Source organism: Kitasatospora sp. NPDC127111, assembly GCF_042677465.1.
GTDB lineage: Bacteria > Actinomycetota > Actinomycetes > Streptomycetales > Streptomycetaceae > Kitasatospora.
The window spans coordinates 146,112-173,066 of sequence record NZ_JBHXTG010000002.1 but is presented as its reverse complement, the minus strand read 5'-3'; the positions used below and the strand labels follow the sequence as shown (position 1 = coordinate 173,066).

The following is a 26,955-nucleotide window of genomic DNA, read 5'->3' as shown; positions in this document are numbered from 1 at the left end:
GTGGCCCGGACGAGAAGGGGTTCGGGCGGACCGATGCGAAGAATCTGTGCTGGCGGACATGGTGAACGATCGTACGTTCCCCCACCGTTCGTACTCCACTCCCGCTCTACACGCGTCCGTACCCGGAGTTCGGCCGGCGTTTGCCGTGCGTTCCCTTTTCGGCCCTCTCGACGTGTGTCACCGGGGCTTGGCTGGTGCCGGTGCGCAGCAGAGCGCCCCGGGAGGGAAGACCGATGACCAGCCGAAGGGGCTCGTTCGAGGCTCAACCACCGATCGTGGCACGGCGCCGTCGCCGTCCGATCGCCGCAGCCGCCACCGTCGTGGCGCTGCTCCCCACCCTCTTCACGGCCTCCGCGTGCGGCGGACCGGCCGATGCCGCCACGAACGACGGCGACCTGACCGTGATGACCTGGGCGCCGTCCGGCACCGGCTCCGCCGACCGGCCCGGCATGACCGCCCTCGCCGAGGCGATCGGCCGGGACGTCAACGCCAAGGGCGGGTTAAACGGGCGCCGGATCCACGTGCTCACCTGCAACGAGCACAACACCGCGGACGGCGCCACGGCCTGCGCCCAGCAGGCGGTGGACGCCAAGGCGGTCGCCGTGATCGGCTCGTACAGCCAGTACGGCGACCGGTTCATGCCCGTCCTGGAGCGCGCGGGCATCCCGCTGATCGGCGGCTACGGGATCTCCCAGCCCGAGTTCAGCAGCCCGCTGTCGTACCCGGTGGCGGGCGGCATGCCGTCGCTGATCGGCGGCAGCGGCCGACAGCTGGTGGAGGCCGGCTGCAAGGCCGTCTCGCTGATCCGGCCGGACACCCCGGCCGGCGACAACCTGCTCGGCTACCTGGCCAACGCGCTCAAGCCGGCGGGGATCAAGCTGCTCGACGTCAAGGCGCCGGAGCAGTCCTCCGACTACACACAGGTGATCCGCAAGGCGGTCGGCAAGGACGAGTCGGGCAACTGCATCACCTCCGCCCTGGCCGCCGAGCCGACCAGCAACCTGCTCGACGCCTACCGCCGGGTGGCGCCGAAGAACACCCGGATCGCCTCGGTGATCGGCAGCGTCCAGCAGTCGGTGGTGGACTCCACCGGCGGCGACAGCGGCCCGCTGGCCGGCGCCTACGTGACCGGCTGGTACCCCCCGGAGTCGGCCAGGATCTGGGACGGGCTGCGCGCGGTGGTCCGCAGTGACGCCGCCGGCGGCCGCAGCATCGACGTCGCCGACCCGGGCGTGCAGACCACCTGGGTCGCGTACGAGGTGTTCCGACAGGTCTCCGAGCGGCTGAACGCGGCGGGCCGGCCGGTCAACGCCAAGACGGTGACCGCGCTGCTGGACAGCGGGGAGCAGGTGGACGTCGGGCTGACGCCGCCGCTGAACTGGGGCACCACCAACATGCTGCCGAGCACCGAGTCGCCGCGGCTGGTGAACACCTGGGTGACGTACCAGGTGGTCAAGGGCGGGCGGATGACCTTGCAGCAGCCGGGCTTCGTGGACGTGCGCTGGGTGCTCACGGGGGCCAAGCCGCCGGCGTGACGGCGGGCGCGAAACGGACGGAAGGGGTCGTACCGGACGGCCGGTGCGACCCCTCGGCGCCTCGTGGGCCCGAACATCCCGAACGTCTTGCAGGGGCCTGCGGGGTCCTGAGGTCCTCGCCGGTCCTAGAGGTCCCCGTCGCCGCGGGTCGGCAGGCCGGTCTGGCCGGCGATGGTGTTCCAGAGGCCGGAGGCCTGCTTCTTGGCGTTGGTCGCCGCGCCGCTGGCCTGGACGGCGTTCTTGTAGTGCTGGTTGTCGGTCTTCTTGGCGTCGCAGCCCGCCTGCATGTCCGCGGCCCAGGCCGCGTACTCGTCGTCGGCCGTCGCCGAGGCCGTCCAGGCCGCGTTGAGCTGCTCGACCAGCTGCGGGCCGCCCGGCAGCTTGTCCGTCTTCAGCGCCGACAGCTTGGACTGCAACTCCCGGCGCTTGCCGGCGGCGTCGGTCAGCGCCTGCTGGGACTCGGGCAGCTTGTCGCACTTCTGCACCGCGCCGACGGCGTTGACCACCGCCGTCCGGCTGTCGCTGGCGGTGCCGAGCAGGTCGGAGAGCGGCTGGGCCTGGGCCTTGACCTCCGGGCTGACCGTCGCCGCCGAGCCGCTCGCGGCCGGCGTGCCGGCGGACGCACCGCTGCCGGTGACCGCCGGGGCGGCCTGCTTCTCCGAGCCGGTCTTGTCGTCGCCGCCGCTCATCAGCACGGCGACCAGCACGCCGGCCGCCACACAGCCGGCCACCACGCCGCCGATGATCAGCTTGTTGGACGAACGTCCGCCGAGGCCGCCACCGAGACCGCCGCGGGCGGCGACCGGTCCGGTCGGGCGGTCCTGCCCGGCGTACTCCGGCTGGGCCGGGTACCCGGGCTGGGCCGGCTGGTACGCCGGGTAGCCCGGGGCCGCCGGCGGCTGCGCCTGCGGCGGGAAGCCCGGAGGGGCCGCCTGCACCGGCGCCGGCCCGGGCTGCGGGTAGCCGGGCTGGGCGGCCGGGTAGCCGGCCTGCGGGTCCGCGGTGGGGTAGGGCGGCAGGTACTGGGTGTCCGGGGCCGGCTCCGCCTGCGGCGCGGCGCCGTAGCCCGGCTGCGGGGCACCGCCCCACTGGGCGCCCTGCGCCGGCATCGCCTGGGTCGGCAGCGCGTGCGCGCCCTCGCCGAGGTACTCGGGCTGGCCGGACGGCTGCCCGTACGCCGGGCCGGCCGACTGCTGGCCGGGCACGCCCTGGGGCCCGCCCGGCTGCGGCTGGCCCTGCGGCTGGCCGGTCTGCGGCTGGCCGGGCTCGGGGCGGAACAGGTCGTCCAGGTTGAAGTCACCCGAGTTGGGGTACGAGCGGCGCTGGCTCAACGCGATTCCTCACCTGTGCACGACCGCGCGCTGACGGCGGACCACATCTCGTCGGTTCTTGGGAGCATCACAGTTCCTTGGACGTCGCGCCCACGCTACCGGTTCACCGAACCGGGTGACCACGTGGGCGGTCCATCCCTCACCGTCCCTCCCCGCGCGCGCCGAACCGCGTGACCAGGCGCCGGCAGGTCGCCGGTCGGGCGCGCCCCGCACCGGGCCTGCCACCGGGCCCGGCGCCGGGCCCGCCGTCGATCAGGCGCCGATCACGCGGCGACCGACGTCGCTCAGGCGGCCTCCGCCTCGGCCCGGGCCTGGAACTCGCGGACCACCCGCTGCTCCCGGAACGGCTCCAGCCGCCGCCGGAACTCGTCCAGGTACTCCACGCCCCGGTTGGACCGCAGCCCGCTCAGCAGCCGCATCGCCTGCGCACCGGTCTCACAGGCCCGCTCCAAGTCCCGCTGCTGCAACTGGGCCGTGGCCAGCAGGACGAGGTCGACCGCGCGGCGCCGCACCCGGGTCGGCGGGTGCAGGTCGAGCGCCCGGCGGGCGTAGTGCTCGGCCTGGCCGGCCTGCTCCAAGTCCCGGTGGCAGTGGGCCAGCTCGTCCGCCAGGTAGGCGTCGTCGAAGTGGACGATCCAGTCCGGGTCGTCCTCCGGACGGCGCTTCTCCATCGCCTCCAGCGCCTTGGCGGCCACCGCCTCGCAGGAGCGGGCGTCGCCGAGCAGGGCGTGCCCGCGCGCCTCGGCCGCGTAGAACATCGCCATCGCCGTGGGGGTGGCCACCGAACGGGCGCCCTCCTGGGCGGCGCGGGCGAGCTGGGCGATCTCCCGGGGGTTGCCCAGGGTGGCCGCCAAGTGGCTCATCGAGGCCGCCAGCACGTACCCGCCGTAGCCGCGGTCGTCCGCGGCCTGGGCGAGCCGCAGCGCCTGGATGTAGTAGCGCTGGGCCAGGCCCGGCTGCCCGGTGTCCACCGCCATGTAGCCGGCCAGCTCGGTCAACCGGGCGACCGCCGCGAAGAGTTGCCGCCCGGTCTCCTCCCGGTAGGCGCCGCCGAGCAGCCCGGAGACCACGCTGTTGAGGTAGTGCACGACCACCGGGCGGACGTGCCCGCTGCCGAAGCGGTGGTCGAGGTCGACCAGCATCGCGGTGGTCGCCTTGATCGCCGCGACGTCCGTCGGGCCGACCCGGGTGCCGCCGGTGCGGGCCACCACCGGGTCGGGCGGGGTGATCAGCCAGTCCCGGCTGGGCTCGACCAGCGCTGAGGCCGCCACCGTCGCCCCGGTCAGGAAGTCCCGCCGGCCGACGTCGCTGCGCCACAGCTCGCAGACCTGCTCCAGCGCGGCGTTCAGCGTCGGCGCGAACTGCAGCCCGATCCCGGAGCTGAGGTTCTTGCCGTCGGCCATGCCGATCTCCTCGACCGACACGCTCCGCCCCAGTTTGCGGCCGAGCGCCTCGGCGATCACCGCCGGGGCCTGCCCGCGCGGTTGCTGGCCGCGGAGCCAGCGCGCGACGGACGTCTTGTCGTACCGCAGGTCCAGACCGTGCTCCGCGCCGCACAGGTTGACTCTCCGCGCCAGACCGGCGTTGGAGCAGCTGGCCTCCTGGATCAGCTGCTGCAGACGCTCGTTGGGCTGTCGTGCGACAAGTGGTCTCGCGGCCATTGGGCTTCGCCTCCCCACACCCTCCGGTCCCGGCCGGCGGGCGACGATTCTGCTGATCTGTTGCCGACTGTCCGACCGTCCAAGGAATCTGACACCAGGTTAGCGATCAGCAACGCCACCGGGATACCCACGGTGACGATCCCCACCCCCCACGCGCCCTGGGAAATGCTCCCGTGCGCCCCCACTGCGCCCACCCCCGCCCGCACCAACTCGGTTGCCTCACCGGTTCGGGTGACATTGCCGACACGCGGCAGACCGACCCCCACTCGGCCGTAACCAGCCTCACGCACGGTAGTTGAGCAGCGCGTGGAAGACATCCCAGACTCCCCCGACCAGGGCGGCACCGCCGGACTCCCCCCGCTGCTCATCGAAGCCGTCAGCTATGCCGAGAACCGGCACTGGGAGGTCACGCCGGGCGCCTGGCTGATCGACGGCGACGGGCCCGCCCGCTGCTCCTGCGGCGACCCGCGCTGCGCGCTGCCCGGCGCGCACCCGATCGACACGGACTGGGCCCGCAAGGCGAGCGCCGGCCCGGGCGCGGTCCGGCGCTGGTGGACGGAGCGCCCGGACGCCTCGATCCTGCTGCCCACCGGCCGGTCCTTCGACGTGCTGGACGTGCCGGAGGTGGCCGGCTGCCTGGCGCTGGCCCGGATGGAGCGGATGGACCTCCAACTCGGCCCGGTCGTCGCCGTGCCGGCCGCGCCGGGGCGGTCCGGCCGCCGGCTGCACTTCCTGGTGCTCCCCGGAGTGGCGGCCAAGCTGCCGGAGATGCTGCGCAAGCTCGGCTGGCCGCCCGGCCGGCTCGACCTGGTGGCCCGCGGCGAGGGCGACTGGACGGTGGCCCCGCCGTCCCGGGTCGGCCCGAGCGGCTTCGCCCAGTGGGCCCGATCGCCCTCCGCCCTCAACCGCTGGCTGCCGGACGCCGCCGAGCTGATCAGCCCGCTCGCCTACGCCTGCGGGCGCGAGGCCCCGTCACCGCGCTCCCAGCCGGCCCAGCCGGCCGCGGTGCGCTGACCCCTCGCCGACCCCTCCCGGACCGGTTCACGCCCGGTTCGCGTCCGGCCCTGGGCCGGACGGCCCGCCCGGTCCTGGGCCGGACGGCCCCGGGGAACGTCCGGGATTCACCGTCCCGTGAACGGCCGCCCTACGCCTATCGGGTGAGGGCGCGCGGCGCGCGACACCCCGCGCGCGACTGACGGGCCTTGCCTCCCACCGGAGGCGGGGCCCGTCAGACGCATGTGCGGATAAGGCTTCGGTGTACCCGCTGGTCAACGGCGGAAGCCCCTCGTACGAGTGACAACGCTCAAGGATTGCCATGATCTGCCGAGGGGAGGAATTCCATCGTGAGGGGACGCCGGAAGGGGCGCTCGGACGGGGAAGCCGGGCGGGGCGGTCGGGAGGGACCGGAGGGGACGGGAGGGAACAGGAGGGGAGCGGGAGGGGCCGTGGCACCGGCCGGGTTCGGGGAGGCCGGTGCCGCGGAAGCGGGGAGGGAAAAGGGGAGGACGAGCAGGGCCCGGTGCACGGGGATGCACCGGGCCCCGCTCATTCGTCATCCGGCCGTGGCCGGAAGCCCCGCGGTCAGGACTGCGCGACGAAGACGTGCGAGGCGATCTCCTTGCCCAGCTCGGCCGCGTTGTCGCCGGTGCCGACCAGCACCCCACCGACCCCGGCGGTGACCCGCACCGTCGAGCCCGGCCGGATCCCGGCCCGGCGCAGCGTGCGCATCAGCTCGCCGTCGGTCTGGATCGGCTCGCCGATCCGGCGGACCACGACGTCGGCGCCGGCGTCGCCCGGGCTGACCGAGTCCAGCGGGACGAGCGCGGCGTCGAAGCCCTCGCCCTCGGCCTTGGCGTCCCCCAGCTCGTCCAGGCCCGGGATCGGGTTCCCGTACGGGGACTGGGTGGGGTGACCGAGCATGGCGAGCACCTTGCGCTCCACCGTCTCGCTCATCACGTGCTCCCAGCGGCAGGCCTCCTCGTGCACCTGCTCCCACTCCAGCCCGATGACGTCGACCAGCAGGCACTCGGCGATGCGGTGCTTGCGCATCACCCGCACCGCGAGCCGGCGGCCCTCCTCGGTGAGTTCCAGGTGGCGGTCGCCCGCCACCTGGAGCAGACCGTCGCGCTCCATCCGGCCGACCGTCTGGCTGACCGTGGGGCCGCTCTGCTCCAGGCGCTCGGCGATCCGGGCGCGCATCGGGGTGATGCCCTCCTCCTCCAGCTCAAGGATGGTGCGAAGGTACATCTCAGTGGTGTCGATCAGCCCAGACATCGCCGCTGGCTCCGTTCTTCGGTGTCCTCACCGCCAATTCTGACCTACCGCACCGACAACCGGGCCCGCGCAGGGGCCCCCGGGGCGGCTTTTCGTTCCTGTTGACAGCGGCACGGGTGAGGCAGCACGGTGCTCGCCGTAGCTTTCTCCATCGGCGGTCTGGACCACCCCGGACCTCCCCACCCGGCCGGCTCCCCCACCGGCAGAGAGCGAAGGCACAGATGAGCGAGCTGGTCGGCCGGTACTTCGACGCCGCGATCGCCCACCTCCAGCGGGTCCGCACCGAGGAGGCCGGCAGCATCGAGGCGGCCGGCGCGCTGCTGGCCGGGGCGGTGGCCGAGGGCCGCAGGGTCTTCACCTTCGGATCCGGCCATTCCTCGCTGGCCGCCCAGGACGTGGTCTACCGGGCCGGCGGGCTCGTCCCGGTGAACCTGCTGGACGTCCCCGGGATGTCCGGGGTGACGGTGATGCCGGCCCCGCTCTCCAGCGCGCTGGAGCGGGTCTCCGGCCTGGCCACCACCACCCTGGACCTCACCCCGGCCACCGCCGGGGACCTGCTCTTCGTCATCTCGCTCTCCGGCCGGCAGGTCATGCCGGTCGAGCTCGCCCAGTACGCGCGCGGCCGCGGCCTGACGGTGATCGGGGTGACCTCGCTGGCGTACCCGGGGGAGGTCCCCTCGGCGCACCCCTCCGGCACCTACCTGAAGGACCACTGCGACGTCGTCCTGGACAGCAAGATCTCGGTCGGGGACGGCGAGCTGACCCACCCGGCCGCCGAGACCACCTTCGGCCCGGTCTCCACCATCGTGACCAGCGCGCTGATGCAGGCCGTGGTCGCCTCGGCGGTCGGCCGGCTGGCCGACGCGGCGGCGGCCGGCACCGGCCCCACCCCGCCGCTGTTCCGCTCCGGCAACGTGCCCGGCGGCACCGAGTGGAACGCCAAGCAGATGGCCGACAACGCGGACCGGGTCTTCTACACCTACTGACGCGCGGGTGCCGCGTGTACCGGACAACCTCCGGCGGCATCCCGGCCAATGCGGCCGGGCCGGACCGCCGCCAGGCGTACCGGCCCGGCGGGCGGGGCAGGAGAGCGGTGCGACCGGAGCGACTGGTGGGGGCCGAGGATGGCGTCGGGGACGGGTCCGATGGGAAGGGTGCGCGAGCAGGAGCTGCTGCCCGCGCTGTTCTGGTCCGCCGACTCGGCGTCCCTGCAGGGGCAGCGCCGCTCGGTGCTGCTCTCCGCCTGGGAGCTGGTGCTGCTGGTCGCGGCCGCGGTGTTCGGCTCCGCCGACGGCGAGCCGTGGGCCTGGCCGGCCGCCGTGGCCTACCTCGGCGCGATCTGCCTCGCCCTGGTGATCAGCCGGCAGAACCCGCAGGGCCTCTGGTACGAGGGCCGGGCGGCCGCCGAGTCGGTGAAGACCCTGGCCTGGAAGTTCGCCGTCCGGGCCGACGCCTACCAGCCGCCGCCGCGCACCCTGCCGGACGCCGAGGGGCTGTACAGCTTCCAGCTCGGCCGGGTGCTGAACGCCTTCCGGGACAGCCGCGCGGTCGGCACGGCCGGCACCGGGGACGGCGGGGCCGCGATCACCGAGGCGATGCGCGGCCTGCGCGAGCAGCCGTTGGAGGTGCGCCGCGAGGTGTACCTGCGGGAGCGGATCCAGGTGCAGCACGACTGGTACCGGTCCAAGGCACGGTACTGCGCCCGGGCCGGGTTCTGGACCGGCGTGCTGGGCGTGGTGCTGCCGCTGCTCGGCCTGGTGGTGGCGGTGCTGCGGGCGATGGGCGAGTTCGGCTACGACGCGCTCGGCACCGTCTCGGCGGTGGCCGCCTCGGTCACCGCCTGGGCCCAGCTGCGCCAGTACCGTCCGCTGGCCGCCGCCTACGGCCTGGCCGCCGACGAGCTGGAGCTGATCCGCAGCCAACTGGCCCGGCTGGACGCGGGGGCGCCCGACGCCGAGGAGATCTGGGCCCGGCTGGCCCGGGACGCCGAGGACGCGGTGTCCCGGGAGCACACCACCTGGCAGGCCCGCCGCGAGGTCCGCGGCACCACCGACCGGGACCACTGAGACCGGCACCACCTGAGGCCGGCACCACCTGAGACCGGCACCACCGAGCGGCGAACAGCCGGACCGAGGAGGAGACCGCGCGTGTCGTTACGGATGGTCAAGGCACCGGACGGCCGCGCCATCGCCGTCGAGACCGTGGGCGACCCGCGCGGCCGCCCGGTGTTCCTGCTGCACGGCATGCCCGGCAGCCGGGTCGGCCCGCACCCGCGCAACACCGTGCTGTACCGGCTGGGGATCCGGCTGATCTCCTTCGACCGGCCCGGCTACGGCGACTCGACCCGGCTGCCCGGCCGCCGGGTGAGCGCGGCCGCGGCCGACGTCCGCACCATCGCGGACGAGCTCGGGCTGGACCGCTTCGCGGTGCTCGGACGCTCCGGCGGCGGCCCGCACGCGCTGGCCTGCGCGGCGCTGCTGCCCGAGCGGGTCGCCCGGGTCGCCGTCCTGGTCGGCCTGGCGCCGCGGAACGCGACCGGCCTGGACTGGTACGGCGGTATGACGGAGTCCAACGTCCGCGCCTACCGGGAGGCGGAGCGCGGGCACGACCGGATCGCCGACGCGATGCGGTTCCGCTCCGAACAGATCAGGGCCGACCCGGTCCGGCTGCTCAAGGGCCTGCGGCCGGAACTGCCGCCCACCGACCGCGCGGTGGTGGCCGACACCGGGCTGCGCCGGATGCTGCAGAGCAACTACCGCGAGGCGTTCCGGCACGGCGCCGACGGCTGGATCGACGACGTGCTGGCGTTCACCACCGACTGGGGCTTCAAGGTGCAGGACATCACCGTGCCGACCTGGCTCTGGCACGGCGCCGACGACCAGTTCTCCCCGGTCGAGCACTCGCGCTGGCTGGCCGACCACATCCCCGGGGCCACGCTCTTCCTGGAGCCCGGCGCGGCCCACTTCGGCGCGTTCCGGGTGATGACCACCGCGCTGGCCTGGGCCGCCGGTCACACCTCGGCCGGTCCGGCCCTCACACCGTGACCGGGGTGACCGGCGCACCCCCGGCCAGCACCGCCAGCACGTTGTCCACCGCCAGCCCGCCCATCGCCTGCCTGGTCCGGACGGTGGCGCTGCCCAGGTGCGGGGCCAGCACCGCGCGCTCCTGGGCGAGCAGGGCGGACGGCACCGCCGGCTCCCGCTCGAAGTTGTCCACCGCGGCGGCGAACAGCGCACCCGACTCCAGCGCGGCGGCCAGCGCCTCCTCGTCCACCACCCCGGCGGTCATCGAGACCACCACCGCGCCCCGCGGCAGCAGGGCCAGCCGGCGGGCGTCCAGCAGGTGCCGGGTGGCGTCGCCGAGCGGGCAGGTCACCACCAGCACGGTGGAACGCGCGAGCAGGTCGTCCAGCGGCAGCCAGGCGGCGCCCTCGGCCTGCCCGGGCGGCAGTTCCCGGCGGTTGTGGTAGCTCACCGGCATGTCGAAGGCGCGGGCCCGGCGAGCCACCGCCTGCCCGATCCGGCCCATCCCGAGGACGCCGAGCGGGGTGCCGGCCAACTCCAGGCCGAGCAGGAAGTTCGGCGCCCAGGCCCACGGCCGGCCGGAGCGCAGCCACCGCTCGCCCTCGCCGAGCCGGCGGGTGGCGGCCAGCAGCAGCGCCCAGGCCATGTCGGCGGTGGCCGCGGTGAGCACGCCGGGGGTGTTGCTGACCAGCACGCCGCGCGCCGCGCAGGCGGCGAGGTCGACGTTGTGGTGGCCGACGGCGTGGTTGGCGACGATCCGCAGGCCCGGGCCGGCCGCGTCCAGGAAGGCGTCGTCCACCACGTCGTCCAGGGTGGTGACCACCGCGGACCGGCCGTGGACGGCGGCCAGCAGCTCGGCGCGCGGCATCGGCAGGTCGGAGTCGTGCCGCGTCACCGCGTGGTGCGCGGTGAGCCGCTCGATCACCCCGGGCGCGAGGCGGCGGGTGACCAGGACCGGGGGCAGTGGCTGCGGAGTCATAGGCCTCGCAGCGTACCCCCGGGCCCCGGTCAGACCGGCTGCGGCTCCAGGTCGCGGTTGATCCGCTTCCAGCCGCGGGCCGAGACGGTGTTGGGGTGCTCCTCGCCGAACTGCCGGATCAGCTCGGCGATCGCCTTGGCCCGCAGCTCGGCCGCCTGGGTGTGCCGGCCCGCCGCCCGCAGCGTGACGGCCAGGTTGGCCTCGCAGGCCACGGCGTCCGGGTGCCGGGGCGTGTAGCGGTCGCACAGGCCCGCGTAGGCGGTGCGGCCGAGCTCCTCGGCGAGGGCGATCCGGCCGTCCTCGCCGTAGGCGTTGGCCAGGTTGATCATCGCGTTGAGGGTGTACGGGTGGTCCGGGCCGACCGACCGGGTGAGGCCCTCGACGGTGGCCACCCCGCGTTCGATCGCGCCCTGGATGTCGCCGCTGCCGCGCAGGTAGATGCCGAGGTTGTTGGCGCAGGCCAGGGTGAACGGGTGCTCGTCGCCGAACAGCCGCCGGTGGCCCTCGTAGACGGTGGCGCAGAGGTCGCGGGCGGCCTCCTTGTCGCCGGAGGCGCTGTGGTCGGCGGCCAGGTTGAGCGCGCAGGCCAGCGCGTCGGGCGCGTCGGCGCCGTACCGCTCCAGGTAGCGCTCGTAGGTCTCCTTGGTGATCCGGCGGGCCTCGGCGAGCTGGCCGGTGCGGCGCAGCGAGACGGCCAGCGACTTGGCGTTGCGCAGGTTCTCCGGCAGGTCCGGGTCGAGCACGTCGCCGAGGTCGTTGGTGACCTCCCGCAGCAGCTCCACCGAGCCCCGGTAGTCGCCGAGTTCCCGCAGGTCACGGGCGAGCGCGGACTTGGTGTTGAGGGTGTAGGGGTGGCGCGCGCCGAGCACGGCGGTGCGCCGGTCCAGGGTCTCCTGGTCGAGTTCGCGGGCCGCCTCGCTCTCGCCGACCAGCCGGTAGTCGATCGCCAGGTTGTTCGCCATGGCCAGGGTGCGCGGGTGGTCGTCGCCGAACAGCTCGCGGAACTGGTCGAGGATCTCGCGGTCCAGTTCGAGCGCGGCCTGGAACCGGCCCAGCGCCCGCCGGTCGGCGCCGAGCGAGCCCGCGGTCATCAGGGTGTACGGGTGGTGCTCGCCGAGCAGGGCGCGCTGGCGCTCCAGGGTCGCCTCGTCCAGGGCCAGCGCCTCGGCGTAGTTGCCCTGCGAGCGCAGCACGTTGGCGAGCTGGAAGCGCAGCAGCAGGGTCTGCCGGTCGTCCTCGCCGAGCTTCCTGGTCCACTCGTCGTCGAGGGCGTGGCCGAGGTCGCGGGCGCGGTCCAGCTCGCCGCGCTTCCACAGGTAGCGGACGCGGTCGATGAGCAGCTGCCGGGTGTCGGCCTCGTCGCAGTTGTGCGCCTTGGACGGCGAGAGGTGCGGCCAGATCTCGTCGAAGGCGGGCCAGTTGGCGGGGTCGTCGGTGTCGCCGAGGACGGGCCGGGCGCCGGTGAGGATGCGGTGCACCTCGTGGATGGCGATCTCCTGCTCGTCCTCGGTCATCTCGGCCCGGATCACCGCCTGGACCAGCCGGTGGACCTGGAAGCTGTTGGTGCCGGCGTCGACCTTCGCCAGCGCGTACCGGCCGATCGCCTGGATCACCTTGCCCAGCATGAACTTGTCGCTGAGGTCGGCGTCGTACTGGACCAGCGCGCGGATCATCTGGTCGCTGTAGAAGAGGTTCATCGAGATCGGCTCGGGCGCGAAGAACGCGCAGAGCTGGAGCAGTCGCACCGCCGCCGGGGACTGCGTGCGCAGCCGGGCGATCGAGACGTTCCAGGTCGCGCCGACCGGGGTGGGGTAGTCGGCCGGGCGGGCGCCGGCCAGGGCGCGGGCGGCCTCGGCCTGGAGCTGGGAGACGTAGGTGTCGACCGGGGTGCCGGTGGTGTCCAGCCAGGCGGCGGCGACCTCGACGGCCAGCGGCAGGTCGCCGACCGCCTCGGCGACCCGGTCGGCGTCGGGGCGGGAGAGGCCGCGGGCGCGCCGGCACAGGTGCTCGACGCTCTCGCCGCGGGTGAAGACGTCGACCTCCAGCGCCTCGGCGTGCCCGGACCAGGCCTGGTTGCGGGAGGTGACCAGGATGTGGCCGGAGCCGCCGGGGAAGAACCGGCGGATCTCGGCGGGCTCGTCGGCGTTGTCGAAGATCAGCAGCCAGCGCGAGGTGGGCACACCGCGGCGCAGCGCCTCGCGGGCGGCCTCGGCGGCCTCGGTGACCGAGTCGCCGACCCGCAGGCCCAGCCGGCGGGCCAGGTCGGCCAGCGCCGGGGCGACCAGCTCGGTCTGCTCGGCGTCGATCCACCACACCAGGTCGTAGTCGGACATGAAGCGGTGCGCGTACTCCAGCGCGACCTGGGTCTTGCCGACGCCGCCGAGCCCGTACAGCGTCTGCGGGGTGGGCAGCACGGCGGCCATGCCGCCGCGCAGCTGGTTGCGCAGCTGCTCCAGCACGGCGGCGCGGCCGGTGAAGGACGGGTTGCGCGGCGGCACGTCCCACACGGCGGGCTTGCTGCCGGGGAAGCGCGGGCCGGTGCCGGTGGTCTCGGCGAGCGGCACGTCACCGCGGCCGAGCGCGCGCAGCAGCGTCTGCACGGACTGCACCTCGTCCCGGCCGACCAGGTCGACCGGGTTGCGGTTGCTGAACGGCGCGGTGAGCCGGACGTCCCCGACCCGGACCGGGACGAGCTGGCGGCGGGTGCCCGACGGGTCGGAGCTGACCACGGACTCCCACAGCGCGCGGGCCTGCGGGGAGCGCTGGTAGGCGGGCGAGAGCACCGCGACGGTCCGGTACGCGGCGTCGATGCCGCGCTCGGTCTCCTGCCGCGGGTCCGAGCCGGCGGAGAGGTCCCGGGGCAGCACCCGGAATCCGGCCCGGGTCAGGACGGACTCGATCCAGTCCGCCCACATCCGGTCCTCGGGCACGTAGGAGAGGTAGAGGTCGGCGGGCACGGACGGGCGGCGCCGGGTGAAGGCGTCCACGTACCGCAGCCGGACCTCCTCGTCCACCGGCGGCAGCGCGGTGACCCGGCCCTCGGTGATGACGCCGGTCAGCCGTTCGCAGGCGGCCAGCATCGAGGTCTGGGTGCCGCCCTGGTCGCCGAAGGTGGCGAGGATCTCCTCGTAGGCGTAGAAGGGCCGGTACGGGATCTCCACCGAGCCCCAGTAGTGGGCGAGTTCCTCGGCCCCCAGGCCGGCCGGCAGGCCGTCGAAGCGGACCCGGGCGAGCGCCCGGCCGGCGTCGGCCTTCTCCTTCTCGCCCTCGTCGATGCGCATCGGCACCGGCAGGATGCGGATGCCGCGCTCGCGGTAGCGCTCGTGGATGTGCTGGGCGATCCGGGAGGCGCCGTCGATCGACTGGTCGCTGAGGGTGAAGCAGACCACCAGGTCGTCGGGCATCTGCACGGTGCAGATCTCGGCGATGTCGGAGAGGCCGGTCCGGGAGTCGATCAGCACGTAGTCGTAGCGCTTGCTCATGTCGGCGCGCAGCGCGTCGAAGAACTGCCCGCCGTCGAAGCGGTCGTAGAAGATGTCCCAGTCGAGGTGGGTGACGGCCTCGGAGTAGTCCCGGTTGAACTGGCCGGCGGAGAGGAAGTCCAGGCTGCCGCCGGCGGGGAACATCGGCCAGGAGAGCGAGAGCGCGTGCGGATGCACCCGGGCGAAGTCGAGGTGCCAGCCCTCGGCGTGGTCGACCGGCCGGAGTGCCTCCTCCCGGTACTCGGCGATCAGATCCATCATGCCGGTGGTGCCGGCCAGCACCGCCGGGTCGAGGAACGGGTGGAAGAACTTGGCCAGGCCCGGCGCCTCCAGGTCCCAGTCCACGGTGAGCACGCGGAAGCCGTTGGCCGCCAGGATCCAGGCGGTGTTGGCGAGCGCCATGGTGCGCCCGGTGCCGCCCTTGTACGAGTAGAAGGTGATGATCCGGCCCTGCCGGTCCTGCTCCGCCTCCCGCTGGGCCGCGAGTTCGGCCGCGCTCAAGCCCCCGATCCGGAGGTTCCTGGTGCGGTTCTCACTCATGTGGTTCCTCCCCCGGTGGGCGTCCCGTCGTCCGGGCGGGCGCCTGAGTCGCGTGCTGGGTGGTCGTCTTCGGCGGCGAAGGGGTCGCTGCCCGGCCCGTCCCGGCCGAGTCCGTGCCGGAAGGCGTCCCGCAGGTTGGGGCGGGGCGGCGGCGGTTCCTCCGGTTCGGTCCTGGTCCGGCCCTCGAAGGCGTACTTGGCCTTCATGGCGGCGCGGGGCAGGGCGTCGTCGAACTCGTCCAGGGTGCCGAGGCCGGGCCGGCCGCCGGTGGCGCCGAGGAAGCTCGGCCGGACGGCGCGATGGGTGAACCGCAGGGTCCGGTCACTGAGGTCGCTCATCTCGCGGTGCTGGTCGGCGCACTCCGGGTCGTCCAGGCTCCACGGCTCCAGGACGCTGACCCAGGTGCAGTCCGAGGCGTCGAAGCGGCGGACCAGTTCGCGCCACCGCTCGTCCTTGAGGACCCAGCGGTCCAGCAGCAGCAGGCCGGGCGCGGTGGGTTCGCCGCCCGCGATGATCGCCTCGGCCTCGCCGTCGAACTCGTGCACGGTGGCCTGGAACCCCAGCTGCCGGGCGATCCGGACCGCGTGCTCGGCCAGCGGGCGGGCGGCGGCCGGTCGGTACGGGTGCCAGTCGGTGCGCTTGACGCCGTAGTAGTCGGGGTTGCGCTCCGGCGGCACCTCGTCCCGGCGGTGGGCGAGCACCGAGATCCGCAGCTGCCTGGTCGGCGCGGCGACGTTGAACGCGCTGGGCTGGGCGTTGAAGTCCAGCCGGCGCCCGACCGGGATCACCGTCTCCTCGGCCACCTCGACGATCCGCCGGGCCAGCCGGTACACGGCGAGCTCGTAGGCGGCGCGGAAGTAGCTCAGCTTCATCAGCGCGTAGAGGCCCTCGGTGGCGTACTCGGGGCCGAAACTGGCGTGGTTGAACTGGAGTTCGCTGGCGACCCGGGGCAGCCGGTAGCGGCTCATCGGCGCCCAGAGCACCGGGACGATGCCGCTGGTCTGCACGGAGTCGAGGTTGGCCGGGTACACCGGGCGGCGGGTGAAGGAGTGCCACTCCTGGCCGCACGGCAGGCTGTTGAAGTACCGCGGCGAGTACAGCGGCACGAAGACCCGGCAGGTGGCCAGCTCCTCGGAGAGCCGCTCGGCCCACAACTCCCCCTGGTGCATGGACTCGTCCATGAACCCGACCGGCACCCCCGCGGGCACGGTGGTGAGCTGCAGCACCGCCTCGCAGAGGTCGCGGTACAGCTGCCGCACCCAGTGGTTCGGATCACCGGCACCGCGGGCACCGGCCTTCGGGGTGTGGGCGTAACTGAGGAAGAAGTACGGCCGGGAGGCGTCCTCGTCCCAGCCATGGTCGTTCACACGCGCCTCCCCCTGGCCCGCCGGCAACCTCATTCCCGCGAGTCCCCGTGTGCGGGGCTTCAGTGTAGGAACGACTGAGGCTCCAATGGAATAGCACAACGACCCGCACGAATTGACATGACCGAAACGACCGCCCCCGTACGGCCCCTACGCGGCGGGGCCGAGACCGCGCTCCTCCCGCAGGATCCGCTCGGCCAGGTCGACCGCCTCGCGGATCGGGATCAGCCGGCAGAACGCACCGCCGACCAGCCCCTCGGTCGCACCGGTGACCCGCTCCAGGACCTTCTCGCCCAGGTCGGCGAAGTGCAGGTCGTCCAGGTCCGGTGCCTTGAAGGCTATCCAGCCCTCCCGCACCCGGCACCGGTACTCGCGGACCGTCACGTCGGGCATCCGCAGGTCCGCCAGGTGGAAGGCGGTGAAGCGGGCCATCGGCACGCCGATCATCAGCACCTTGGCGTCGAGCTCGTAGAGCCGGCCGAGCGCGGAGCGTTCCCCCAGGTGGCAGTCGAGGGGGTGATCGTCGGTGATCCACCGGGCCAGCCGGCCGATCGCGGCGAAGGAGGTCTGCGGGTGGGAACTCCGCACCGCCCCCGGGTGTTTGCGGATGATCTCGGACATCACCCCCATGCTCACCGAGGAGGGGGTGGTGGCCGGGTCGAACGCGGGCATGCCGGCCCGGAAGGCCTCGACCTCCGCCGGTGAGTACCCGCGGGTCGCCGCGGCGGCCTCGCGCGAGGTGGCGGAGTTCGCCGGGGTGGCGGTGTACGCGACCAGGGTGCCCTGGTAGGGCGCGTTCAGGGCGTCCAGCAGCGCGTCGACCACGGTGGCGGCCCCGCCCCGCACCGGCCCGAGGCTGCGCAGCGCGGCCTGGACCAGCAGGACCCGGCCCGGCCGGACCCCGAGAGCGGCGAGTTCCTCGCGGAGTCCGGATCGTTCGAAGTAATCGGAAGTGGGCATGACAGTTCCTTGGGTGGCAACCCCCGGCGAGGGTGTCCGGGGAACGGAACGACATCGATGAGCGGTCGCCGGCAACGGGCGGCTCGTGCCGGCGAACGGCTCCAACTACTGATACTGGTGCTACCAACGGACGGCAGGACGGAGCGGACACGGTGCGGCGGCGGACCGTGCGGCGGGAGGGCCGGGGGGGACCGGCCGGGTGGTGGTGCGCGGCCCGCGGCGCTGCGGGCCGCCCGGGTCAGTCGCCGAGCTGGGGGGCGCCGGGGCGCAGCTCGGGACGCTCGTGCAGGATGCCGACGGCCAGGTCGACCGCCTCGCGCATCGGGACCAGTCGGCAGGAGGCGCCGCCGACGCGGCCGGTCACCACGCCGGTGGCGCGGCGCAGCACCTCCTCGCCGAGGACCTGGAAGTGCAGGTCGTCGAGCAGCGGGCCGTCGAAGCGGACCCACTGGCTGCGACCGCCGTCCTTGACGACGCAGCCGTAGTGACGGACGGGGATGTCGGGCATCCGCAGGTCTGCCAGGTGGAAGGCGGTGAACTTGGCGGGCTCGACGCCGATGCTCAGCACCCGGGCGTCGATCTCGTACATCCGCCCGAGCGGGGAGTCGGTGCCGAGGTGGCACTCCAGCGGGTGGAGTTCGGTGATCTCCTTGGCGCGGGCTCCGATGGCCGCGAAGGAGGACTGGGGGTGGGTGCTGCGCACCGCGCCGGGGTGGGTGCGGACCAGCTCGGAGAGCCGGCCCATGGTCGGTGAGGAGGGCGTCTCGGCCGGGTCGAACGGTGGCATGCCCGCCCGCCACGCGGCCACCTGCTCGGGCGTCCACGTCGCGGTCATGGTCCGCACCAGCCGGGAGGTGTCCGAGTTCTCCGGGGTGGCGGTGTAGGCGACCAGGGTGCCCTCCTCGGGGCCGCCGAGCGCGTCCAGCAGCGCGTCGACGACGGCGCCGTCCCCGGCCACCGGGCCGAGGGCCCGGAGCGAGGCCTGGACGAGAAGGACGTCACCCGGCCGCACACCGAGTTCGGTCAGCTGTCCGGCGAGCTGCGCTCGTGTCAGAACTTTGTGCGATATGTCCCGCGGGGACGGCACGGGACGCGGTTCGTGAGGAATGGCGGTTCCCGAGGGTGATGGGCTCGGAGGGGGCTCCGGAGCCGGTTGGGGGATGAGTGCGAGAGTACCTCCGCAGCGGGCGCGCCGGGCGGCATCGACGACCGGCGATCGCCGCTCGTGTTGGGCCAGTTGTCACCGGTCGGTGACCTCGGGGGGTTGGGCGTCGCCGGGGCGGCCCCGGTGACGCCCGCTCAGCCGGCGGTGGCGGGCCGGCGGGCCTCCCGCGCCTCCCGGGCGGCCTGCTCGGCCGCTCTCGGCAGCGGCACGGCCAGCCAGGGGGAGACCGTCTCCCGCATGCCGTCCGCGAAGCGCAGCCCGGCCGCGGTCAGCGAACCCGAGCCGGCCAGCCGTTCGACCGCCTCGGCGGTGTAGCGGCGCCAGAGCGCGAACTGCGCCCTGGCGTGCTCGGCGGCCACGCCGGGCAGGCCGTCGTAGATCGCCGTCCGGGTGCCCCAGAAGGCGGTCACCGCGAGGTGCGCGTAGGTGCCCTGCAGCAGTCCCTCGATCGGGCGGGGGTCGGGCCGCCAGGGCGCGTCGTACAGCGTGGTGTCGGTCTGGTCGTAGAGGTCCATCAGGTCCAGCACCGCGCCCAGCTTGACGTGCTGGAACTCGTGGGCGAGCAGCAGCGCCAGGATCGGCGCGGTGGCCGGGCGGGCGATCCCGACCGCCCCGAAGGCCTGTCGGGCCGCCGCGCTGACGTCCCGTCCGGGCGGGCCCGCGCGCAGCGGGGTGACGGTGGTGAGGCCGGCCCGCAGGCCCTGGGCGTAGGCGGGCAGGTCGCGGTCGAGCAGCTCCGCGGCCTCGCGCAACCCGCCGGACCAGGCCATCAGTTCGGCGTCGTCGAGCCGGTCGGCGACCGGCCACTGGTGGCTGTCGCGCTGCGGGTCGGTGTCCTCCAGCGCGAGCGTCCAGCCCCCGGCCGGCCGGATCCGCCGGACCGGCTGCCAGCGCGGGTCGGCGGGACCGCCGGCGACCGTCACCGTCTCCCCGTCGGGGGTGCGGACGGTGAAGCCGGCGCCGGCGCCGCCGGTGACCAGCGCCTCGCCGGCGGCGGCGCCCACGACGAACCGGCCCAGTGTCGGCAGGTGCAGGGCCCCGGCCCGGACCGGGACGGCCACCTGGTCGCCCCGCCCGGCCCGGACGGCCGCGGCGGCGGCCAGCTCGGCCAGCGGGCCGAGTCCGGCGGCCGGGTCCCCGGCGAGCCGCCGGGCCGCCCAGGCCCGGGCGTACGGGTGGCCGAGCACCGCGTCCACCGCGGCCGGCGCGGCGGAGTCGAGCTCGGCGAGCAGGTCCCAGGCGGCCGAGCTCCGCAGCCCGGAGGTGCTCCGGACGGCGGCCAGCATGGCCCGGGTGAGCGCGAGTTGGGAGCGGACCAGGGCCCGGACGGTGTCGGTGCCGCCGTGGCCGCGGGCCAGCTCGTCCAGCTGCCGGTCGGTGAGTCCGGCCGGCACGACCCGCTCGCCGGCCTGGGTGGGTACGCCGGGCCCCGGGAGTGGTTCGCCCCGGTCGGCGATGCCGTTGATGAGTGTCATGAGATCCCCGCAGAAGACGGAGGGATTGTCGAAACTTCCGCCACCACCCTCGCTCCGGTAGCGGTGGGCGTACAGGCCGCCGCCGCAGGAGCGGACGACGGGGCAGGCGCGGCAGGTGGCGCCGAGGCCGTCCAGCCCGAGCTGGCGCGCGGCCATGCCGGGGTGGCGGGCGACCTCGTCGAGGCTGTGCGTGAAGACGTCGAGGCCGGTGGCGGGCGCGCCGTCGTAGGCGGTCTTCAGGCTGTCGGCCTGTTCGAAGCTGCCGTCGGTCTCCAGCACCACCAGGGCGGCGGGCTCCAGGCCGAGCGACTCGGTCAGGCTGGAGAGCCCGTGCCGGGTGCGGTGCACCGACTCGAAGGTGCGGACGGCGAACGGCCGGCCGGCCTCCTCCCAGCGGTCGTAGACGGCCAGCAGCCAGTCGGCGTACGGGGTCGACCCGAGGCCGGCCGGGCGTTTCGGCGGCTGGTCCCAGGTGGCGTGCGGGAGCAGGAAGTCGACGGCCGGGGGCTCGAGTTCGGCCAGCGCGTCGTGGACGGCGACCGGGTCGTTCTCGACGTCGATGGTGCAGAGCAGGCCGGCGTAGAGGTGCCGGTACTCGGGCCGGCGGAGCAGGCCCACCGCCCGGAGCACCTGCGGGTGGCTGCTGCGGCCGTCGGCGAAGCGCCGGTGCCGGTCGTTGGCCGCGCGGTCGCCGTCCAGCGAGACGCCGACCTTGATGCCCTCGCGGTCGAAGAGCTCGCAGAAGGCGGGGCTCAGCAGCACCCCGTTGGTGTGGATCCGCAGGTCGAGCGCGCAGCCGGGCGGGAGGGCGGCCCGGAACTCCCCGGCGGCGCGGCGCAGTCGGTCCGGGCCGGCCAGCAGGGGTTCGCCCCCGTGCAGGACGACCCGGACGACGGCGAGGCCGTGTTCGGCCGCGTGCGCGCCGATCCGTTCGGCGGCCTTGGCCAGGACCTCGTCGCCGATGACCTTGGGCCGGGCACGCCAGCTGGTGTCGGCGTGCTCGTAAACGTAGCAGTGGTCACAGGCGAGATCGCACCGGCTGTGCACCTTCACCACGAACTGCGTGAACGGGAGCAGGGATCGCGTCATGGTCAGCCGGTTTCAGCCGGAGCCGATGGAGGATCGGCTGGTCAGATGGAGGAGTTGAAGGCCGCGACCGGCACCAGTCCGGAATCGGAGCCGGGGAGTGCGCGTCGCAGCCGCGCCGCCAGCTCGTCCGCCCCGAGTGCGGCGAGGTCGGCCAGGGTCGGCCGGTCCGCGTCGTCCTGAGGGTCCGTCAGTTCGCTGGTGGGCCTGGTGTCCAGTGCGGGTGTCATGTTCGATTCTCTTCCACGATGGGGGTTAGAGAGAGCAGACGCCGGGTATATAGCCCGGCCTCGCGGACCAATGTAGTGCCCGCGCGACAGCAGCGCCGTACTGTTCCGTGCACCTCCGTGCCCCGCACCCCGCCGTGCTGCGGTGTCACGTGGAAAGTTCACCCACTCGGCGGTCGCATCGGAGCGTCGCACGCCACACGGTCAGCGCCCCGGGGCCGGTCCCGTCATACGGGCGGCGGCTCGATGTCGCCGTCCAGTCGCACCCCCTCGCGGACCGCCACGGTGATCGGGTGGTCCTCGCCGAGCGCCTCTCGGGCCGCCGCGAGGGCGTCCGCCGCCAGCCGGGCGGCGCGGTCGCGGTCGCCGGCGGCCGCCAGGCCGATCGCGAGGTTGGACGCCGCCGCCAGCGCGGCCGGGTGCGCCGCGCCGAGCAGCTCGGTGAGCAACGGGACGGCCTCCTCCTCCAGGGCCAGCGCCGCCGCCGGCTCCCCGGCCGCGTGCAGCGCGTTGGCGTGGTTGAGCATCGCGGTCCCGACGTACGGGTGCTGCCCGCCGAGGGCTTCGCGCAGGCCCTCCAGGGCCTCGGCGGACAGCCGCCGGGCCTCCTCCGTCCGGCCGGACCGGCGCAGCAGCACGGCCAGGTTGGCGGCGGCCGCGGCGGTGCCGGGGTGCCGGTCGCCGAGGTGGGTGCGGTAGTACCGGTGGGCCTCCTCGGCGTGGGGCAGGGCCCGCGCGGTGGCCCCGGCCGCGGCGAGCGAGCCGGCCAGGTTGCCGGCCGCGGCCGCGGTGCCCGGGTGGTCGGTGCCGTACCGGTCCAGCATCCGGCGGTGGACGTCCTCGTCGTTGTCGAGCGCCTCCGCCGTCCGGCCGAGCCGGCGCAGCGCGACGCCGAGGTGGCGGCGGGCCCGGAGCAGGCCGTGGTGGTCGGCGCCGACCTCCCCCGACCAGCGGCTCACGGCGTCCTGCAGCAGGTCCAGCGCCTCCTGCAGCCGTCCGGCCGCGCCCAGGTCGTGGGCGAGGTTGGTGGCCGAGGCGAGCGTGTACGGGTTGTCGGCGCCGAGCAGCTCGTGCTGGCGCTCGTGGACCTCCCGGTGGCGGCGGATCGCCTCGTCGAAGTCGCCGCAGAGCATGGCCGTCACGGCCAGGTTGTTGCCGCTCATCAGGGTGCGCGGGTGGTCGGAGCCGAGCACCCGCTGGGCGGCGGCCAGGGTCTTCCGGTCCAGCTCGCGGGCCTCCCGGTAGCGGCCGAGGTGGCGCAGGTCGCCGCCCAGGCCGTTCGCGACGGCGATGGTGTGCAGGTGGTCCGGTCCGAGCACGGCGGTGAGCCGGTCCAACACGTCCCGGTCGGTCTCGTAGGCCTCCTGCACGAGGCCCTGGAGCCGCTGGATGTTGGCGAGCTCGACCCGCAGCAGGAGGGTGGGGACGTCGCCCGTTCCGGCCCCGCCCCAGCCGTCGAGCACCCGCTCGGCGAGGTCCCGGCCGGCATCGTTCAGGCCGCGCTGCCAGAGGTAGCGGACCGAGCGGACGATCCACTGCCGCACGGCCGGGTCGGCCGACTCCGCGGCGCCGGACGGCCCCAGGTGGGGCAGCAGCTCGGCGTACCGGGGCCAGTTCGCCGGGACGTCCGGGTCGCCCGGGTCGGCGAGCGCGAGGGCGTCGTGCACGGCGGCGCGCAGCCGCTCGCGGTCGGCCCCGGCGACCTGCTCGCGCAGCAGCGCCTGGGTGATCCGGTGCACGCTCAGCGTGCCGCCCGTCAGGTCGTACCGGGCCAGGTTGAACTGGCCCACGGCGCGCAGCAGGCCGCTGATCGCGAACGGCCCGTCGGCGGAGTCCGGGGACAGCCCGATGGCCTCCATCACGGGCGCGCTGTAGAGCAGCCGGATCGGGATGGCGTCCGGCCCGAGGAAGCCGCAGACCTCCAGCAACCGGGCCGCCGGGGCGTTGATCCGGCGCAGGTCCGAACCGGCGATCCGCCAGGTGGCCGCGGCGACGGTCGAGTACTCGGCGTCGGCCCGGACGGACCGGTCGAGGATGTCGGTGAGCGCCTCGTCCAGCAGGTCGGCGTAGGTGCCGGCCGGCATCGGCGTCTCGTGCAGCCAGGCGGCGGCCTGGCCGACGGCGAGCGGCAGGTCGCCCAGGAGCTCGGCGATCCGCGCGGCGTCCGCGGCCGCGACCCCCGCGTTGAACCGGCGGACGAGCGCGATGCTCTCCGCCCGGTCGAAGACGTCGACCTCGGTCCGGCCGCGGTGCCCGGCCCAGCGCCGGTCCCGCGAGGTGACCAGGACGTGCCCGTGCGCCGAGCCGTCCGGCAGCCAGGGGGCGAGCTGCTCCGGGGCCTCGGCGTTGTCGAAGACCAGCAGCCAGCGCTGGTACGGGCGGCCGGCGGCGAGCGCCTCCAGTACCGCCCGGGCGGTGCGGGCCGCGTCGTGGCCGTTCTCCAGGCCCAGCCCGGGGGCGAGCTCGGCGAGCCGTTGCGGGACGCCGGCCGGGTCCTCGGCCGGCACCCACCAGACCACCTCGTACGCGGGGGCGAACCGGTGGGCGTACTCCACGGCGGTCTGCGACTTGCCGACCCCGCCCATGCCGTACAGCACCTGCACCGGCTCGCCCGGGCCGAGGGTGAAGCCGTCCCGCAGGCGCTCCAGCAGCCGGGCGCGGCCGGTGAAGGTGGCCAGGCGCGGCGGCGGGTTCGCGGTCTCCGGTCGGCGGGCCGGGAAGCGGGCGGGCGGCGGGTCGGTCTCCTCCTCGGCCTCCAGCCAGCGGCCGGCGCCCGGCGGCGGGCCGAGCAGTTCGAACAGCCGGGTCTCGGCCGCGCCGGCCGTGGCGCCGGCCAGCCTGAGCACCTGCTGCCCGGTGAACGGCTCGGGCAGCGCGCCGTCCCGCTCCGCCGAGAGCGCCAGCAGGCCCCCCGAACCGCCCTCCTCCTCGGGCGAGGTGAGCCGGCGCCAGATCTCCCGGCCGCGCGGCAGCGCCGCGTACGCCTTGGAGATCAGCACCAGCACCCGGCCGTCGCCGTCCAGCGGGCTGTCGGCCTCCGGCAGCGGGGCGTGCTCCGGCGGCCCGTCCTCCAGCGGGGCCGCGGCACTGTGCAGCGAGGTGAGGTAGCCGAGGCCGGTGAGCACGGCGGCCGCCCACTCGGCCCAGATCCGGTCCTCGGGCGCGTAGCTGAGGTACACCTGGCGGGACTGCGTGCGGCCGGTGCGCAGGTAGGCCGCGTAGAGCCGGCGGCGGGCCCGGTCCGGGACGGGCCGCAGCTCGCGGACCCGGCCGTCGGTGAGCCAGGCGGCCAGCCGTTCGAACGCGCCGAGCAGGCTGCGGTCCTGCCGCGGCCGGTCCACCACGGTCGCCGGAACCTCTTCGTATGCGTAGAAGGGCTTGTACGGCACCTCGACGTCCCGCCAGTACTCGGCCCGGCGCTCGACGCCCAGCCAGCGGTCCAGGTAGGGGGCGAAGGCGTCGTGGGCGAGGTCGCGCCCGGCCGCCAGTCCCGCCCGCTCGGCCTCTTCGACCCGCATCGGGACGGGCAGCACCCGGATGTCGCGCTCGTCGGCGTCCACGATGGCGCGGGCCGCGTCGACCCCGCCGCGGATGCTCTGGGCGCCGAGGGTGAAGCAGTCCACCACGGTGTCGGGCATCAGCACGGTGCAGATGCCGGAGGTGTCGCTGACCCCGGTCCGGCTGTCGATCAGCACGTAGTCGTAGGAGTCGGTCCAGCGCTCGCGCAGCGCGTACAGGAACTCGGCGCCCCGGATGTCGCCGCGGGTGTAGAAGCTGCGCCAGTTGAAGCTGGTGACGGCGGCCGAGTAGGCGGCGTTCTGGCGGCCGGCCGGCATCAGGTCGAGGCGGCCGCCGGCCGGCAGGTCGAGCGCGAGGCCGCACAGGTAGCGGTCGAGCCGGCCGGGCTCGGCGAGCCACTGCCGGGGCTCCGCGCCGGCCGCGTCCCCGGGGCGGGGCAGGGCCTGCTCGACGTAGGCCCGCAGCAGGTCGATCAGGCCGTCGGTGGTGTGGAGTTCGGGGTCGATCAGCAGCGGGTGGTAGTACCGGTGGAGGCCGGGCGCCTCCAGGTCCCAGTCCACCACCAGGACGCGCAGCCCCTGACTGGCCAGGATCCAGCCGACGTTGGCCAGCGCCATGGTGCGGCCGGTGCCGCCCTTGTAGGAGTAGAACGTGACGACCGATCCGGTCCCGGGTGTCGACTCGGCGGCGGACTCGCTGGACTCGCTGCCCGCCAGGGCGACCTGGTCGGCGGTCATCGTTCGGTGTCTCCTTCGCGGGGTTCCGGGGGTGCCGGGGGCGGGCCCGGCGGCGCGGCAGGCGGCCAGGCGGGAATGGTCAGGCCGGGCATGGCCGGGGTGCTCGGGGCGCCCAGGCCGAAGGCCGCCCTGACCGCGAGCGGATCGTCCTCGTCCGCCTCGTCTAACAGCCTGTTCTGCGCTACGGACACGGTGCTGAGGAGTTCTCGTTCGAAGCGTTCCCGCGAAACGCGCACCCGAAAGAGCGGCTCGGGCCCACTGCGGTTCAGCCAGTTGCGAGGGAACACCTCGCGCACCCGGCCCCAGAGCCGGCTGTGCGCCGGTCCCGGGGGCGGGTCGTCGGTGCCGGCCGGCACCAGCACCGCGGTCACCGGGTGGTTCTGGTCGTCGAATTCTTGGAGCGCCTCCCGGTAAGGCTCCGCACCGGCCGCCCACGGGTCCACCAGCAGCACGCTGACCTGGTTGTCCTCCCGGGCGCGGTCCAGGCGGGCGGCCAGCCCCGGGCCGACCTCGTCCAGCGTGGTGCTGTGCCCGGCGCGGGTGATCGCCTGCTGGGCCTGCACCACCAGCGAGGGAAGCCGCGGCGGGTGGTAGGGCGCCCAGTCCCACGGCCGGTGCCCGTACCAGCCGCCCCGGTAGCGGTCCTGGTCCTGGCCGCCGGCCTGGTTTCCGGCTTGGTCGCCGGCCTGGTTGCCGACCTGGTTTCCGGCCTGGTTTCCGGCCTGGTCGCCGCCGCCGTTGCCGTCCCGGTCCCGTGGCCGCGGCGGTGCCGGCGCGGGGGCGGCCGCGGGGCGGCGGGCGGGAGCGCGGCCGGCCGCGACGAAGATCCGGACCATCCCGCTGCGGCCCGGCGGCGGCACGGTCGCGGGGACCGGGAAGCACCCCTCCACCCGGCCCAGGTCCAGCTGGGCCAGCTCGGCCACCGGCTGCACGGCCGCCTCCCGCACCCGCTCGGCGATCGCCCGGACCACCCGCCGGTAGTCGGGCCCGTGCGGATCGGCCCGCAGCAGGTCCCGCAGCCCGCCGGTGGCGTACGAGACGCCCAGGTCGTGCTGGATGTACTGGATCCGCAGCACCTCGGCCGGCAGGTCGTCCGGCGGCGGCTCCCAGAGCACCGGGATCAGGGCCGGCACCGCCTCGCCGGTCAGCTTCTGGTGCCGGCGCATCCGCCCGTGGAAGGCCGTCCACTCCTTGCCGCAGTAGAGGCTGGCGAAGTAGGCCGGGGAGTAGAGCGCCACCATGGTGCGGCTGACCGCGACCATCCGGGAGAGCTGCTGCTCCCAGTCGTCGCCGACGCGCAGCCGTTCGGTGTCCCGGTAGGCGAGTTCGCCCGGGCCGGCCGCGGGTTCGATCCGGGCCAGCTCGTCCCGGAGGTCGCTGAAGAACTGGTCGACGAAGGCCCCGCCGGCCTCGTGGTCCCGCCGGGCATAGCTGAAGAAGAAGTACGGCCGCACTACAGCACCCCCCGGGCCGGTTCGCGAACTCGGCTTACGATAACGGGGAGTTGGGACTGGCGGGGAGATAACCCTGATGCGGAGCCGGGACTGGGGAAAGATCCCGGCTCGGCTTGCGCCCGGTCGGGGCGGTCGGGTCCGGT

General features: G+C 74.6%; 17 protein-coding genes. 5 read left to right on the top strand and 12 right to left on the bottom strand.

Annotated features, from left to right (window positions below; translation table 11 throughout):
- The first annotated feature begins 233 nt into the window (after window positions 1–233).
- A complete protein-coding gene (locus tag ACFVHB_RS02555; RefSeq protein WP_380314396.1) occupies window positions 234–1,535 on the top strand; it encodes an ABC transporter substrate-binding protein in 1,302 nt (433 codons plus the stop codon).
- A gap of 125 nt (window positions 1,536–1,660) precedes the next feature.
- Here the strand turns inward: ACFVHB_RS02555 and ACFVHB_RS02550 are convergent, their stop codons facing one another.
- Entirely contained in the window at window positions 1,661–2,866 is a 1,206-nt protein-coding gene (locus ACFVHB_RS02550; protein WP_380314395.1) for a hypothetical protein, read from the bottom strand.
- A 284-nt stretch (window positions 2,867–3,150) separates the two neighbouring features.
- A complete protein-coding gene (locus tag ACFVHB_RS02545; protein ID WP_380314394.1) occupies window positions 3,151–4,527 on the bottom strand; it encodes a transcriptional regulator in 1,377 nt (458 codons plus the stop codon).
- Window positions 4,528–4,842: 315 nt separating this feature from the next.
- Between ACFVHB_RS02545 and ACFVHB_RS02540 the strand changes: the two genes are divergently transcribed.
- Entirely contained in the window at window positions 4,843–5,541 is a 699-nt protein-coding gene (locus tag ACFVHB_RS02540; protein ID WP_380314509.1) for a bifunctional DNA primase/polymerase, read from the top strand.
- A gap of 567 nt (window positions 5,542–6,108) precedes the next feature.
- Here ACFVHB_RS02540 and ACFVHB_RS02535 read toward each other — a convergent pair.
- Window positions 6,109–6,801 (bottom strand): metal-dependent transcriptional regulator, encoded by a 693-nt coding sequence (locus ACFVHB_RS02535; protein WP_380314393.1) that lies wholly within the window; start codon window positions 6,799–6,801, stop codon window positions 6,109–6,111.
- A gap of 221 nt (window positions 6,802–7,022) precedes the next feature.
- Between ACFVHB_RS02535 and ACFVHB_RS02530 the strand changes: the two genes are divergently transcribed.
- The 3 genes from ACFVHB_RS02530 (at window position 7,023) to ACFVHB_RS02520 (ending at window position 9,845) form a co-directional block, all read left to right on the top strand.
- Entirely contained in the window at window positions 7,023–7,787 is a 765-nt protein-coding gene (locus ACFVHB_RS02530) for a sugar isomerase domain-containing protein (RefSeq protein ID WP_380314392.1), read from the top strand.
- Window positions 7,788–7,955: 168 nt separating this feature from the next.
- Window positions 7,956–8,867: a DUF4231 domain-containing protein gene (locus ACFVHB_RS02525; RefSeq protein WP_380314391.1), complete on the top strand. Its 912-nt coding sequence runs from the start codon at window positions 7,956–7,958 to the stop codon at window positions 8,865–8,867.
- Between the two features lie 93 nt (window positions 8,868–8,960).
- Window positions 8,961–9,845, top strand: coding sequence for an alpha/beta fold hydrolase (locus tag ACFVHB_RS02520; protein ID WP_380314508.1), 885 nt, complete (start codon window positions 8,961–8,963; stop codon window positions 9,843–9,845).
- On the opposite strand, the gene ACFVHB_RS02515 is transcribed toward ACFVHB_RS02520, so the two are convergent.
- From ACFVHB_RS02515 to ACFVHB_RS02475, 9 genes are all read right to left on the bottom strand, one after another.
- Window positions 9,835–10,803 carry a 2-hydroxyacid dehydrogenase gene (locus tag ACFVHB_RS02515; protein WP_380314390.1) on the bottom strand — a complete coding sequence of 323 codons (969 nt, stop codon included), beginning with the start codon at window positions 10,801–10,803 and terminating at the stop codon, window positions 9,835–9,837. The genes ACFVHB_RS02520 and ACFVHB_RS02515 overlap by 11 nt on opposite strands.
- A 29-nt stretch (window positions 10,804–10,832) precedes the next feature.
- Entirely contained in the window at window positions 10,833–14,825 is a 3,993-nt protein-coding gene (gene fxsT / locus ACFVHB_RS02510; protein ID WP_380314389.1) for an FxSxx-COOH system tetratricopeptide repeat protein, read from the bottom strand.
- Window positions 14,822–16,192 (bottom strand): TIR-like protein FxsC, encoded by a 1,371-nt coding sequence (locus tag ACFVHB_RS02505; RefSeq protein ID WP_380314388.1) that lies wholly within the window; start codon window positions 16,190–16,192, stop codon window positions 14,822–14,824. The genes fxsT (ACFVHB_RS02510) and ACFVHB_RS02505 overlap by 4 nt, the downstream gene beginning before the upstream one ends.
- 147 nt (window positions 16,193–16,339) lie before the next feature.
- On the bottom strand, window positions 16,340–17,149 hold the full coding sequence (locus tag ACFVHB_RS02500; RefSeq protein ID WP_380314387.1) for an aminoglycoside N(3)-acetyltransferase: 810 nt from the start codon (window positions 17,147–17,149) through the stop codon (window positions 16,340–16,342).
- Between the two features lie 238 nt (window positions 17,150–17,387).
- Window positions 17,388–18,236 carry an aminoglycoside N(3)-acetyltransferase gene (locus tag ACFVHB_RS02495; RefSeq protein ID WP_380314386.1) on the bottom strand — a complete coding sequence of 283 codons (849 nt, stop codon included), beginning with the start codon at window positions 18,234–18,236 and terminating at the stop codon, window positions 17,388–17,390.
- A gap of 212 nt (window positions 18,237–18,448) precedes the next feature.
- Complete coding sequence (locus ACFVHB_RS02490; RefSeq protein WP_380314385.1) at window positions 18,449–20,878, bottom strand: FxsB family cyclophane-forming radical SAM/SPASM peptide maturase; 2,430 nt, start codon at window positions 20,876–20,878, stop codon at window positions 18,449–18,451.
- 41 nt (window positions 20,879–20,919) lie between these two features.
- Window positions 20,920–21,105, bottom strand: coding sequence for a hypothetical protein (locus ACFVHB_RS02485; RefSeq protein ID WP_380314384.1), 186 nt, complete (start codon window positions 21,103–21,105; stop codon window positions 20,920–20,922).
- Between the two features lie 224 nt (window positions 21,106–21,329).
- The gene (gene fxsT / locus ACFVHB_RS02480) at window positions 21,330–25,358 is read right to left on the bottom strand and encodes an FxSxx-COOH system tetratricopeptide repeat protein (protein ID WP_380314383.1); all 4,029 of its coding nucleotides are present in this window, start codon (window positions 25,356–25,358) and stop codon (window positions 21,330–21,332) included.
- Entirely contained in the window at window positions 25,355–26,812 is a 1,458-nt protein-coding gene (locus ACFVHB_RS02475; RefSeq protein WP_380314382.1) for a TIR-like protein FxsC, read from the bottom strand. Before ACFVHB_RS02475 ends, fxsT (ACFVHB_RS02480) begins: the two co-directional genes overlap by 4 nt.
- Window positions 26,813–26,955 lie beyond the last annotated feature (143 nt).